General features: G+C 66.5%; 9 protein-coding genes. 1 reads left to right on the top strand and 8 read right to left on the bottom strand.

Annotated elements, in window-relative coordinates:
* Positions 1–122: 122 nt before the first annotated feature.
* A complete protein-coding gene (fadD32, locus tag VX037_RS19470; RefSeq protein ID WP_235723316.1) occupies positions 123–2,024 on the bottom strand; it encodes a long-chain-fatty-acid--AMP ligase FadD32 in 1,902 nt (633 codons plus the stop codon).
* Positions 2,025–2,277: 253 nt separating this feature from the next.
* Complete coding sequence (locus VX037_RS19475) at positions 2,278–3,264, bottom strand: LLM class F420-dependent oxidoreductase (RefSeq protein ID WP_266063535.1); 987 nt, start codon at positions 3,262–3,264, stop codon at positions 2,278–2,280.
* 255 nt (positions 3,265–3,519) lie between these two features.
* Here VX037_RS19475 and VX037_RS19480 point away from each other — a divergent pair, with 255 nt between their 5' ends.
* Positions 3,520–4,857, top strand: coding sequence for an NAD(P)/FAD-dependent oxidoreductase (locus VX037_RS19480; protein WP_328715516.1), 1,338 nt, complete (start codon positions 3,520–3,522; stop codon positions 4,855–4,857).
* A 13-nt stretch (positions 4,858–4,870) separates the two neighbouring features.
* Here the strand turns inward: VX037_RS19480 and VX037_RS19485 are convergent, their stop codons facing one another.
* The 6 genes from VX037_RS19485 to VX037_RS19510 form a co-directional block, all read right to left on the bottom strand.
* On the bottom strand, positions 4,871–5,821 hold the full coding sequence (locus VX037_RS19485) for a cutinase family protein (RefSeq protein WP_268900160.1): 951 nt from the start codon (positions 5,819–5,821) through the stop codon (positions 4,871–4,873).
* A 48-nt stretch (positions 5,822–5,869) separates the two neighbouring features.
* On the bottom strand, positions 5,870–6,436 hold the full coding sequence (locus tag VX037_RS19490) for a DUF732 domain-containing protein (protein WP_235723312.1): 567 nt from the start codon (positions 6,434–6,436) through the stop codon (positions 5,870–5,872).
* A gap of 227 nt (positions 6,437–6,663) precedes the next feature.
* A complete protein-coding gene (locus VX037_RS19495; protein ID WP_328715527.1) occupies positions 6,664–8,049 on the bottom strand; it encodes an alpha/beta hydrolase-fold protein in 1,386 nt (461 codons plus the stop codon).
* Between the two features lie 362 nt (positions 8,050–8,411).
* Positions 8,412–9,401 (bottom strand): alpha/beta hydrolase, encoded by a 990-nt coding sequence (locus VX037_RS19500; RefSeq protein ID WP_235723311.1) that lies wholly within the window; start codon positions 9,399–9,401, stop codon positions 8,412–8,414.
* A 435-nt stretch (positions 9,402–9,836) separates the two neighbouring features.
* Positions 9,837–11,990, bottom strand: coding sequence for a flagellar motor control protein ZomB (gene zomB, locus VX037_RS19505; RefSeq protein ID WP_328715517.1), 2,154 nt, complete (start codon positions 11,988–11,990; stop codon positions 9,837–9,839).
* Entirely contained in the window at positions 11,977–12,888 is a 912-nt protein-coding gene (locus VX037_RS19510; RefSeq protein ID WP_235723309.1) for a decaprenyl-phosphate phosphoribosyltransferase, read from the bottom strand. The genes zomB and VX037_RS19510 overlap by 14 nt, the downstream gene beginning before the upstream one ends.
* Between the last annotated feature and the right edge of the window lie 2 nt (positions 12,889–12,890).

Consider the following 12,890-nt stretch of genomic DNA (forward strand, 5'->3'; position numbering starts at 1 on the left):
TTCCAGACTACTGATCGGGACCCTTCGTGGCTCGCAAGCTCGCACCTCAGGGATCATTTGTTGTGGCTCGCAAGCTCGCGCCTCAGGACGACACCTCAGAACGGCCGCGGAGGCCTGTTCGTCTACTGGGCGTCCGGGAACGCCGTCTGCTTGTAGCCGCCGCGCAGGCTGCCATCGATATAGGCGGTGCGGGTGGCGCGTCGCGCGATCTTGCCGCTGGACGTGCGCGGGATCGAACCGGCCGGCACCAGCAGGATGTCGCGCGCCATGACCCCGTGGCGCTGCGCGACGGCGGCACGCACGGTGTCGGCGATCTCCTGCGGGTCGTGCTTCTTGCCGGGGCCTCGCTCGGCGACGATGACCAACTGCTCCGAGGCATCATCGGCGTCGAAGGTCAGTCCACTGGTGGACTGCTCGAACACGTCGGCGGGCAGCTGGTTGGACGGCACCGAGAACGCGGCGACGAACCCGGGGCGCAGCGAGTCGCTGGCCTCCTGCGCCGAGTACTCCAGGTCCTGCGGGTAATGGTTGCGCCCGTCGACGATTACCAGGTCCTTGACACGACCGGTGATGTACAGCTCGCCGTCGAGCCACACACCGTAGTCGCCGGTGCGCATCCAGATCGCGTCGGCCGCGGTGCCCTCGGTGTGGCTGCCGTCGGCAAGCGGGTCGGTGATGCGGTTGTGGAAGGTCTGCTCGGACTCCTCCGGCTTGTTCCAGTAACCGGCACCGATGTTGATGCCGTGCAGCCAGATCTCGCCGACGTGGCCGTCGGCCTGCTCGGTGGCCGTCTCCGGGTCGACGATCGCGGCCCATTGACTCAGCGCGACCTGCCCACACGACACCTGCGCAACGGCGTTGTCCGCGTGCTGGTCGACGACCTTGAACCGGCCGGCGTTGAGCTCGTCGCGGTCGACGTAGATGACCTTCGCCTCGTTCTCGCGCTGCGTGGCGGAGACGAACAGGGTCGCCTCGGCCATGCCGTAGCAGGGCTTGATGGCCGTCTTCGGCAGACCATACGGCGCGAAGGCGTCGTTGAACTTCTTCATCGAGCTGACGGTGACCGGCTCGGAGCCGTTGATCAGGCCGATGACGTTGGACAGGTCGAGGTGTTCGCCCTCCTTGGGCAGACCACGTGCCGCGGCATGCTCGTAGGCGAAGTTCGGGGCGGCGGCGTAGGTGGGCGCGTTGTCGGACTCGGCGGCGAGTTCCTTGATCCAGCGGCCCGGTCGGCGCACGAATGCCTGCGGACTCATGATGGTGATGTACTTACCGCCCAGCGCAGGCAGGATCACCGTCAGCAAGCCCATGTCGTGGAACATCGGCAGCCAGGTCACGCCGCGGGCATTGCGGTCGATCTCGATGCAGTCGTAGATCTGCAGCACGTTGGCGGCGACGGCCTGATAGGTGATCTCGACGCCGGCGGGCACGCGGGTCGACCCCGACGTGTACTGCAGATAGGCGACGGTGTCCTTGTTGTGGTCGGTGCCGGCGACGGGAGCGACCCAGCTCGAACCGACGGAATCCGGCACGGCATCCACGGCAATGACCCGTGGGCGTTCCTTGGCCGGCAGCGGCTTGAAGAAGTCCCGGACCGCCTCGGCCGATTTGGTGGAGGTCAGGATCGCAGTGGGCTTGCAGTCCTCGAGAACGGCGTGCAGCCGATCGGTGTGGCCGGGCTCGTCCGGCGAGAACAGTGGCACGGCGACATTGCTGGCGTAGAGCGCGGAGAAGAAGCCGATCACGTACTCGAGCGACTGCGGGGCGAGGATGGCGACCCGGTCACCCGGCTTGGTGACCTGCTGCAGACGTGCCGCGACGGCACGCAGACGCTTCCCGAACTGCGCCCAGGTCAGGTCTTGGGCCTCGCCGTCACGCTCGCGGCTGTAGTCGATGAAGCGGTACGCGAGGGTGTCGGCCTCTTCACGCACGTTGCGTTCGACGTAGTCGACGAGCGTCGCGTCTTCGGTGAAGTGGATCTGTCCGTTCTCATCGAGGAACTGCTCAAATTCAGTGTTCAACATCCATTACTCCTGTGGCCCCTCGTGGACCGCGCTCTACCTCCCCGATCGCTGGCACGTCCCCCGTCATGCCATCGACCCACGCTTTCCACGCCCGTCCGTACTACCGCGGTCACGGTAGTCCAAATTGTTACCCGTTCGAAATGCTCGTGATCGTCAACCGCACCTTCGCGCTCGCACACACCGGGCATAAACCGCGGTCAGCCAGCGTCGATGCCCGCTCAGCGCGTCAAGTGCATTCAGGCCGTCGACAATGCTACTCCCCCTTGAGAAGCGAGATGACCGGCGCAAACGCGTCCATCTGCGTCGGGAAGACACCGACATAGGACATCGAGGTACGCCGACGCACCTCGCGGATCTGCTCGGCGATCTCCTCGAATGTGCCCATCGCCAGATACGGCGAGGCCATCACATCGTCAACGGTGAACTCGCAGTCGCGTTCGATGTTGGGCGGATAGCCCTGTTCCAGGGCTTTCAACGCCATCTCGGCGGTGGCCTCGCGGTCGTCGGTGATGACGATGACCGCGATCGTCCAGTTGAGTTCGATGTCGTCGAACCGGTCGCCGGCAACCTCGCGGATCCGGTCGACTCGCTGCGCGGTCTTCTCGATCGTCATATCCGACAGCCGCATCTTGCCCTCGCGTGTCGTCGACGGCGCAACCGAAATGATGTCGGCATGCTTGGCCGCCAGTGCGAGCATCTTGGGCCCGCCACCGCCGACGGCGATCGGTGGCCGTGGGCCTTGCCGCGGTCGTGGCGATCCCTCGAGCCCGTTGATCTGGTAGAACTCGCCCGCGAAGTCGACGGTCTCGCCCCGCATCAGGCCATCGAGGATGGTGAGCGCCTCGTCGAGGCGCCGGATGCGGACACCGGGTGACTCGAACTCGATGCCGGCCTTGTCGAACTCTTCTTTCATCCACCCGGCGCCGATGCCCAACTCCAGGCGTCCCTTGGAGAGCACGTCGATCGTGGTGGCCTCTTTGGCGACCATTGCCGGATGGCGCCAGCCGTTGGCCAGCACCGATGTCGCCAGCCGGATGGTCGAGGTGGCCTGGGTCAGCGCGCCGAGCGAGGCGATGGGTCCGACCTGGTTGCCCAGGTGATCGGGCACCGCGAAGGTGTCGTAGCCGTACTCCTCGGCGGTCTGGGCGAGTTTGACGAACTTGCGCGCGCCACCCTCGTCCTTGTTGCCCTCACCACCGGCACCGAACCGGAACGGGCGCAGCTCCCCGGTCTCGCTCATTCACTGTCTCCTCATGCGCATGGTGCGCGTCTGCCCCCAGCGCAAGTCCCTGCGCATCGCGGGTATCGGTAGCCCGATCGCCCAATCACGGTAATGCAGGGCCAACACACCGCCAAACAGATCGCGGACATGCCCCGGCGGATAGTCGAGACTGCCACAACTGGGTCCATTGACCCACTCCGTGACCTGCGCGTTTTCGGGCCGGCGTGAGACGTGTCGCGTTTCACTCACGACGATGCGGGTACGGACACCGATATGACCGCAACAGTCGAACCCGTCCGCATCGTCATCGTGGGTGCCGGCTTCGCCGGCTTCGAGACCACCCGGCGCCTGCTGCGCCATCAGCGCTCGTCGACCGACCATCCGATTCGGGTCACCGTGATCTCGCCGGATGACTTCATGCTCTACACACCGCTGCTGCCCGACGTCGCCGGTGGGCTGCTCGATCCGCGATTCGTCGCCGTCCCGTTGGCCGACAGCCTGCCAGAAGCCGACCTCATCGCCGGCCGCGTGGAGAAAGTGGATCTGGCCGCTCGGACACTCGAGGTGCACAACCGCGAAGACGCCGTCGAAACCGTCGCCTACGACCGACTGGTGCTGACCCCCGGCTCGGTCACCCGACTCTTCGACATCCCCGGCCTCGCCGAACACGCCCGCGGGCTCAAGACCACCACCGAGGCGTTGTATCTGCGCGATCAGCTGCTCGAGCAGCTCGAATTGGCGTCGCGCGAAACCGATTCGGCGGTTGCCCGGGCACGACGCACCGTCGTGGTGGTGGGCGCGTCCTATGCCGGCGCCGAACTGACCGCACAGTTGCGCGCGTTGGCCGACGAGGTCGCCCGGCAACGTGATTTCGACCCGCAGGAGGTTCGTTTCGTGCTGCTCGACATGGCCGACCGGGTGATGCCGGAGGTGGGCGAGAAGCTCGGCGACAAGGTGCTCGAGGTGTTGCGCTCGCGCGGCATCGACGTGCGGTTGGGCACCACCATCGACCGGTTGACCGATGAGGTCGCCGAGCTGAGCGACGGCACGACGGTTGCCACGCACACCGTCGCGTGGGCCGCCGGAGTCAGCGCCAACCCCCTCATCGAGTCCCTCGGATTGCCCACGGAGAAGGGGCGACTGACGGTGCGCACAGACCTGTCGGTCCCCGACCACCCCGACGTCTTCGCAGCCGGCGACGCGGCGGCCGTGCCGGACACCACGAAGTCGGATTCGGCGGCGATCACACCGCCGACCGCCCAGCACGCCGTGCGTCAGGGCAAGGTGCTCGCACGCAACGTGCTCGCCTCGATCGGCACCGGGACTTCGACGAACTATCGACACAACGATCTCGGCCTGGTCGTCGATCTGGGGCCGCGGTTCGCGGTGGCCAATCCGGTCGGTGTGCACCTGTCCGGCTTCGCGGCCAAGGCAGTCACCCGCGCCTACCATCTGTTCTCGCTGCCCCGTGGCGCCAACCGCATGGCGGTGGCGGCGGCCTACCTGGGCGACGCCGTCTATCCGCGCCCGCTGGTGTCGTTCGGGCTCGTCAGTGCCGAGGAGGCATCCTTTGCGCGCAGTCAGGGCATCCGGATGTCAGACACCGACTGACGCCCGTCGTCGCTCAGTTGTGGGCGGGGCGGGGTGCGTCGGAGATGACGCTGCTGGCCCAGCCGTACATCCACTGGGTGGCCGACGTCCCGTCGAGCGACCAGTAATCGGTGGTCGCATACATCGCGTGCACGGGGTTGTCGATCGCACCGGCGAGCTGGCTGACCGCCCGGATCGGGTTGGTGATGGTCGGCGAGTCGCAGATCAGATCGCCGGGGGCGCAGATGGACTGCACCCGATCGGCGAGCTCACCGAATCCGCCGGCACGCGGCCCGGTCATGGTGATGCCGGGCACGAGTCGACCCATCCCGGCCAGTGCGACCTCGGCTCCCACACCCTCCGGGGAGGGACCGATGTCGTTCTGCTTGCCCGATTCACGGCGGCCGTCGGCGATCAGCCCCACACCCAGCACCAGATCCTGGTCGGAGGCGTCCAGCACGCCGCGCCCGTTACCGATGTTGCTGGCCAGGTCGCCGGCGATCACCGCGCCCTGCGAGAAGCCCATGATCACGTAGCGCGTCAGCGGACAATTCCGGTTGGTCTGGATGATCTTGCCGGCCGCCCGTTTGTAACCCTGCGAGCGAGAGAAATCGTAGTCACGCTGCCGGTCGGCCAGATTGGTCGGATTCCGGAACTGCGCCACGTAGGGCACGGTGTAGACGCTCGTGCGCGACGACGGGAACTCGTCGGCGAGCGCACCGGAGACCCGCAGCATCAACGACTGCGGATTCGCAGTCGGTGTGTAGGGATCGTCGTCCGCCGACGACTCCCAGGTACCGGGTATGACCAGGGTGAGCACGTCCGGGCAGTCGGCCGACTGCGCATCGGGCCGCTCCTTTGGTTCGGTGGTCGACTCTCCCGGGCCGATGGGAATCCGTGGCGGGCCTGGCTGCAGCAACACGATCACCAACACCACGATCAGGATGATCGCGACGACCGCGAGCAGCGCCAGGAACAGCAGCATCCTCGGCAGTCGCCGCTTACGACGCTGCGATCTCCGTGCGCTCACCTATCAGCAGTAATTCTCGTCGGCGGCCTTGATGACCTTGTCGGCCTTGGTGTTGGCCTCGACGACGGTGTCGGTGCCCGGTCCGACCGACGCGGTGACGAATGCCTTCACGGTCACCGGGTCGGTGCCCTTCTTGCGTTCATTGCACACGTACTCGGCCATCGTGAGGGCCACCGAATTGTCGGTGTCACCCATGAACGTGACGTTGTCGGCCTTCAGCGCCGCCAAATACGCCTTGCCCTTCGGCCCGATCTCCTGCCCGTCGGGTCCGGGGAAGCTCTGCGGGACGCCGGTGCCGGGTTCGGGTGCCGTTGCCGGCAATGCCGTCCCGCCCGGCTCCTGCGGTGCCGGTTCGTCGGGGGCGTCGGAGTCCGCGGTCTCTTCGGCCGAGGCCGTCGTCGACGGAGCCGCCGATGACGACGGCGTCGTCGAATACATCGAGGTGGTCGTCACCGGGTTGCTCGTGATCGGGGCCGTGGCCGTCGAGTCGTCGGAGCACGCCGACACCGAACCCACGGTGAGCGCGAGTCCCGCCGCGACCATCGCGAGTTGCAGAAACTTTCGGGTCATCGTCACTTCCTCGTCGCACCCGGCCCGGACGTCGTCGTCGGAGTCGGGTTCTCACACCTGCTGCCGCGGTCCGCTCCTGCGATCCGCCTGGCGTCAGGCTACCGTCTCCGCGGTGAGTCGCTTGCCACCCGACCCACCCCACCAGCAGAAACGTGCCGATTACTCAGTGAAGTCTCAGCACCGGCGACGGCTCCCGTTCAGCTTGGGCCGTCGCCGGGTGCGAGAGGTCACTTGGTGACCTTCGCTCCATCCTTGGCCGTCCAGACGATCCGGCCGTGCTCGAAGGTGTTGACGCGCCCCTTGCCGTCGCGGGTGGGCATCTCGTCACTGGTCGGCAGACCCAGCTTGCCGCCCGGCCCGCCGGCGGCGACGTACTCGCCGCCGATGCCGCCGCCGACCATCTTGGGCCCCTTCGGACCGGTGATGATCCGCCCACCGCGGAAGTCCTGTGCCTTGCCACCCGGTACGCCGTAGACCGGTGTCAGGCATTCACCGAGAACGTCCTTGTTGACGTTGTAGGCCTTCGCGAAGCCGACCTTGCACGCCGGGTGATCGTTCGTCAGGCCCAGGGCGCCCGCGGCCTGCGGCCACGACTGCTGCATCTCGAACTGCCAGTACGGCCAGGTGTGCGTCCCAGAAGGACGGTAGACCGCCTGACCGGGGATGCCCAGCTGGTTGAGCTTGATGGCGAACTGCTGCGAGGTCACTCGGCTGAGGATCTCCAGTCCGACACCCGAATAGTTGGTGGCCAGCATCGGGATGTCGGACGGCTTGTCGTGCGGGCCGACCAGTCCGTTGCCCGACGACACGTACAGGCTGGTGCCGCGCAGCTTCTCGGCCAGCAAGTACGGGTCATGCTCCTTCCAGGCCGGGTCGCTGGGCGGGCCGAACATCTTCATCGAGTCGTAGCCGCCACCGTCGCGCAACGCGAACTGGATCGCCTGCGGCATTCCGTAGGAGGTCATCTGCAAGATGCCCGAGTAGGACGCGGCGTACTTGTAGAAACCGGGGTTGCGGGCGGCCAGCATCATCGCCGCCGAGCCACCCATCGACAGGCCCTGGATGCCGCGGACGTCGGTGGAGCGCCAGTCGCCCTCCAGGATCGGCGGGAGCTCGGACTGCAGAAACGTCTCCCACTTGTAGTTCTTGCCCTTGTCGGGTTCTTTCCAGTCGGTGTAGAAGCTGGACTCGCCGCCGATCGGGAGCACCACGTTGACGTTCTTGTCGCGGTAGAAGTCCTCGATGTTGGTGTTGATGATCCAGCCACTCTGGTCTTCTTGTGCCCGCAGACCGTCGAGGGTGATCAGCTGCGGGAACTTCTCCTTCGGCTTGGCCCACCAGTCACGGGCCAGCAGCAGCTGGACCTGGATGTTGGTTCCCATCGCCGGCGAGTCGACCCACAGCGCGACACGGCGGTCGGTGTACCAGAAGGTGTTGGTCACCCGCGCGGGTCGGGTCGCGGCGACCGGCGCCGGGGCCGGTGGGGCCGCCGGGGCCGACTCGGCCGCCGGCGGTGCTGCCGGCACGGGGGCCGGTGGCTGCACCGCGGGCGCGCCGGGCGCCGGCGCCGGCTCGGCGCCGGCGGGGATCGTGGGAGCAGCGAGCACCAGCACCGCGGCGGCCGCTGCCGCCGCACCGGTCGCCCACCGTCGGGCGGTGCCGGATCGACCGCTCTGACCTCGGTGCCCCCGGACGCCGTGCCCCCGAACATCGTCGGTCGTGTTCCGCGCGCTGTGCGCCACGACATGCCGAACCACTTGCCAGTTCACCCTCTGACTCCTTCACACCACCTGAGCATCACGGCGTTTGACCAGGTGAGCGAGTAACTCTTTCCCCAGAAGTCACATCAACCCCACAGACAACAAAACGCCCTACGTGTTTCTTACACGTAGGGCGTTCTGTTTTGCGTGCGCCACGCTGTTACGCGTGGGATTTCTGTGACTGATGTTGTCCTGCGGTGCGATCGCCGGTCAACTCAGCGGAAGAACCCGCGATTCTTGGCGTTCCAGAGCATGTCCTGCCAGTAGCCCCAGGCGTGGGTGCCGTTGGAGTAATAGGTCATCAGCGGCAGTCCCTGGACCAACGCGGCCGCCTCGAAGGCCTTGGCCTGTGTGAAGGCGAGGACCTCGAGCGTCGAGCCCTTGAACAGGTCGTCGAAAACGTTCGGCAGCGAGTTGTATTGTCCGAACAGGCCGTTACCGGACCCGATGAAGATCTTCATACCGTGCATGCGGTTGATGTTCATGAACGGGTCGTTGGAGATCCATCGCGGGCTCCACGGCGGGCCCCACATGCTGTCGATGTTCCACGGCTTGGGGTCGACGTCGAACATCGCCAGTCGCAGCGCGGTGCGCATACCGGGCGCGTTCAGGAAGTTGTAGCCCGACAGCGACGCCGCGCGGTCGAAGTTGTGGCGGTTCTGCGCACCGATGACGAGGGCGGCATTACCGCCCGACGACAGACCGGCGATGGCGTACTTACGGCTCGCGCCGACCCGGAACCCGCGGCGGTCCAGTTCGCGGACCAGCGAGCGGGTGATGACGCAGTTCCACATGTAGCGGTACGGCTGGTTGTTGAAGTTGCTGGGTGCGTCCCAGTCGGAGTAGAAGCTGGCCGGCCCACCGATGGGTTCCACGACGTTGACGCCGGAGCGGACCATCTCCTGGACGTTGGTGTTGATCTCCCAGCCGCTGTAGTCGTACTGGGCGCGCATGCCGTCGAGCAGGATCGCGGTCTTGTAGTTACCGGGACGCTTCCAGGCACGCACCTTCACGTTGGGCATGCCACATCCGTTGACCCAGAACTCCTGCTTGCCGATCTGGGTGCCACCGATCCGGGCGCTCGCGTCACCGGCACCGCCGATCACACCGGCCAGGCCGATCACGGTCGCCATCGCGATGATTGCCGCGACGGCTCGGTTTCGCGCCCAACCGGCTCTTGGCGGCCTGGCAGCAGCTTCACGCATCGACTGATATCTCCCTCTGTCATCCGGCGGGACGGGACAACATTCCCGAACCGCCGAATCCTCCTACGACACCCGGCCGCTGACATCCCCCGACGGCGCTGCGGGCGCACTCGCCCCGGCACGCGAAGCAATCGCGCGCCGAACAGCCCACATTCGGCCGTTGAGCACCGTTTCGGGAGCCTATTGCATCCCCCCAACGCTGACAAACGCTGTGACTGCTCTCACATCCGCTCGTCGGCGAGCCGATATGCAATCAGCACACGGGTGTCCTGGTCACGTTGATCTATCGACCAAGTCGGGCCGAACGTTACCGATTCGAGATATTGATGGGCAAACCGGGCCTTCGTGACGGGCCTCCGCACGCTCCGGCCCTCCTCAGGCAGCGGATTGCGCGGACTTCCGCACGCGTCGGCCCCTCGCGGATGAGGTGAACGGTCAGCGCGGATGGATGCGGGGCGGCATCTGCAACCCACAGCGCGCGATCTCGTACTCGGGCTCACGTTCGATCCGGTAGTCGGTGAACGTGAACGACTCCTTGAGATTGCGTTTGAACCGTTCCCACGTCCACGCCGCCTCGTACGAGTCGAAACGATCCTGGGTTTCCGGGCATCTCAGCGCCACCTGCGCCTGCCGCACCAGGTCCTCGTCGAGATAACCCGGCAGGACCGGCTTGCGCGGGTAGGCTCCGGCCTCCGCGACGACCCATTCCGAGGGCAACACCTTGTCGTGACCGATCCGGCCGTCCTCGAGGCGCTCGGTGTGCGCGGCGAGCGGGTATGCCAGGCCCATCTGGTCGATGACACGGACGTCGAGTGGCGCGTTCATACTCGTCATCCCCAGATTGAGGAAGTAGACGGTGAGCTTGCGGTCCTCGGGCGCGATATTGCCGGGCAGCTTTGCGATGTACCACTCGTCGTAATTGAACGACGGCAGGATCACTCCGCCCTCGTCGTGGTAGCGCTCGATCCACTCGGCCATCGCTCCCATACGCGGGTAATCGAGATAGTCTTCGGCAGTCACCGGGTTCTCGTTGCCCATGTTGGTGACGTAGAAGCGACGCTCGTCGACGATGCCGCTCCGGCCGATGTCGGTGCCGGCGTTGGGCAGCACGTTGTGGCTGCACACCGCGGCCCACGCGACGATGGTCACCCAGAACGCGCCCATGATCACCGACCCGGCGAGCTGTACCCGCGTCCGACGCCGCACGGCGGTATCGGTGCCGGTATCCGAGCGCCATGCCGCGCGCACGTGCGCCGGAATGGTCACCGGCACCACCATCAACGGCAGCAGCAAGGTGAACAACGGGACCAGTAGAACGCGACCGTGCATGAAGTCGCCGCCCTGCCGAATCCAGTAGATGCCGCCGATCAGACCGGCCAGCATCACGGTGACCGTCACCGCGGAGGGACTGTGTAGGGCGGCCGACCAGGACGCCACCCGCTGCCGCCAGGTGAGTCGGACGGACTCGCCGGGCTCCGGCGTCGGCCGCCCGCCCGCGAGACGTCGGCCGCCGACGATGAAGATGCCGGTCACGACGATCAGGACGACGGGCAGCAACAGCACGTACGGTCCGAACAAATTGGCCAGATAGAGCAACCCTTGATGCCACTTGGCGCCGCTGGCGTCCTTGGCCACAGCCGGGTTGGGCACCAGCAACGCGTAGTAACCCATCCGGAAGATCTGATAGCCCACCGGCAGCACCGCGGCCACCACGATCATGCCGATCCGCGTCGGCCACGAGGTGGGTGCGAGTATCACCAGTAGCAAGACCAGTCCGCCGAGAATCGTCAGTTCCGGCCGGATCAGCGGCGCCAGACCGGCGGTGAACGCCAAGGTCAGCGTCGCGGCCCGCTGCCACCGCGACGGGTCGGTGACCGGGCGTCTGCTCCACGCCACCAACTGACCCCACAGGACCGCCACCCAGAAGATGCACAGGCCGTTCTCCAGACCGCTGGTCGCGAAGTCCCGGGCCGGCGGCAGCGCGACGTAGGCGATCACGCCGAACGGCAGCAACAGCGTCCAACCGTCCCCGGTCAGTCCACCGAGGCGGGTGCGATACAGCCGTGCGGTGGCATACATGGCGATCGGGATCGCCGCGACCGACAGCACCAGCGCCACCCAGAGGGCGACGTACTCGAGCTGACCGTCGGTGACCCAGGCCCAGAACCAGAGCACGTAGGTCCAGGCGGTCGAGGTGTTGGCCTCGACGCGTTCGCCGACGTTGAAGACCGGGCCGTTGCCTGCGAACAGGTTGCGCAGCGTACGCAGCACGATCAGTCCGTCGTCGGCGATCCAGCGTCGCTGCCACACCCCGATGGTGAACAGCGTGGTGACCGTGATCGTGCCGATCAGAAAACTGATGACGGGCACCCACTGACGGGCACCCCAGCTGCCGAGGCCACGGCCCGTGTCGGCGCCTGTCGTCAGCTCGGTGGCGACTGTCGATTCGGTGTCAGGGTTCCGCTCGGTGGCACGGCTCGACTCGCTGTCGGGGTCCGACTCGGTGACGGGGATCGCCTCGGTGGGGGCGTCGGCTGCCGCGTCGCCGACCTCACCGCCCTCGGAAGACCCCAGGTCAGGAGACCGCATAGACCGCGACACCAACACACACCAACCAGGCGACGGCCAGCAACTGCAGGACGCGGTCACCGAGCGCGATCTCTTCGGGCTCCCCGGCCTGACCACCGTCGATGTCGACGGCGTAGCGCAGGATCGCGATCGTGAACGGCACCATCGACACGGAGTAGGCGACATTCGTGTCGGCGTTGTCGAAGGCCCAGAGGCCGTAGAAGATCACCACCGCAGTCGCCGACAAGGTCCACACGAACCGCAGGTAGGTGGTGGTGTAGTACTGCAGCGCCTTGCGGATCTTGGCGCCGGTCCGCTCGGCCAGCTGCAGCTCCGCGTACCGCTTGCCGGCAGCCATGAACAGCGACCCGAACGCCATCACCAGCAGGAACCACTGCGACAGCTCGATCTCGGCGGCGACACCTCCGGCGATAGCACGCAGCAGGAAGCCCGACGAGACAATGCAGATGTCGATGACCGGCTGGTTCTTCCAGCCGAAGCAGTAGCCGAGCTGAATGCCGAGGTAGATGGCGATGACGACCGCCGTCTCCCAGTTGGCGAGCAGCGAGATCCCCAGCGCCGCCACCGCGAGCACCACCGCCAGACCGTAGGCCAGCGGCACCGGCACCACACCCGCGGCGATCGGGCGGAAACGTTTGGTCGGATGATTGCGGTCGGATTCGACGTCGCGAGCATCGTTGACCAGATATATGGACGACGCGACCAGGCAGAACGCGACGAAGGCGATGGCGACGGGCCCGAGCACATCGCCCTCGCCCACGCTGCCCGCCGCCAACGGCGCGGCGAGAACGAGGACGTTCTTCACCCATTGCCGCGGGCGGACCGCCTTGATCAGGCCGGTCGCCAGATTCTTCGGCGGTGCCAGCACCGGTTCATGCTCGATCGGCTCTTCGCTCATGT

This window comes from Gordonia sp. Z-3 (assembly GCF_036233855.1).
Classification (GTDB): Bacteria; Actinomycetota; Actinomycetes; order Mycobacteriales; family Mycobacteriaceae; genus Gordonia; species Gordonia tangerina.

Coding starts and splice junctions, on each gene's coding strand:
- fadD32 (WP_235723316.1), bottom strand. CDS start 2,024: ATGTTGAACACTGAATTTGAGCAGTTCCTCGATGAGAACGGACAGATC.
- VX037_RS19475 (WP_266063535.1), bottom strand. CDS start 3,264: ATGAGCGAGACCGGGGAGCTGCGCCCGTTCCGGTTCGGTGCCGGTGGT.
- VX037_RS19480 (WP_328715516.1), top strand. CDS start 3,520: ATGACCGCAACAGTCGAACCCGTCCGCATCGTCATCGTGGGTGCCGGC.
- VX037_RS19485 (WP_268900160.1), bottom strand. CDS start 5,821: ATGCTGCTGTTCCTGGCGCTGCTCGCGGTCGTCGCGATCATCCTGATC.
- VX037_RS19490 (WP_235723312.1), bottom strand. CDS start 6,436: ATGACCCGAAAGTTTCTGCAACTCGCGATGGTCGCGGCGGGACTCGCG.
- VX037_RS19500 (WP_235723311.1), bottom strand. CDS start 9,401: ATGCGTGAAGCTGCTGCCAGGCCGCCAAGAGCCGGTTGGGCGCGAAAC.
- zomB (WP_328715517.1), bottom strand. CDS start 11,990: ATGCGGTCTCCTGACCTGGGGTCTTCCGAGGGCGGTGAGGTCGGCGAC.
- VX037_RS19510 (WP_235723309.1), bottom strand. CDS start 12,888: ATGAGCGAAGAGCCGATCGAGCATGAACCGGTGCTGGCACCGCCGAAG.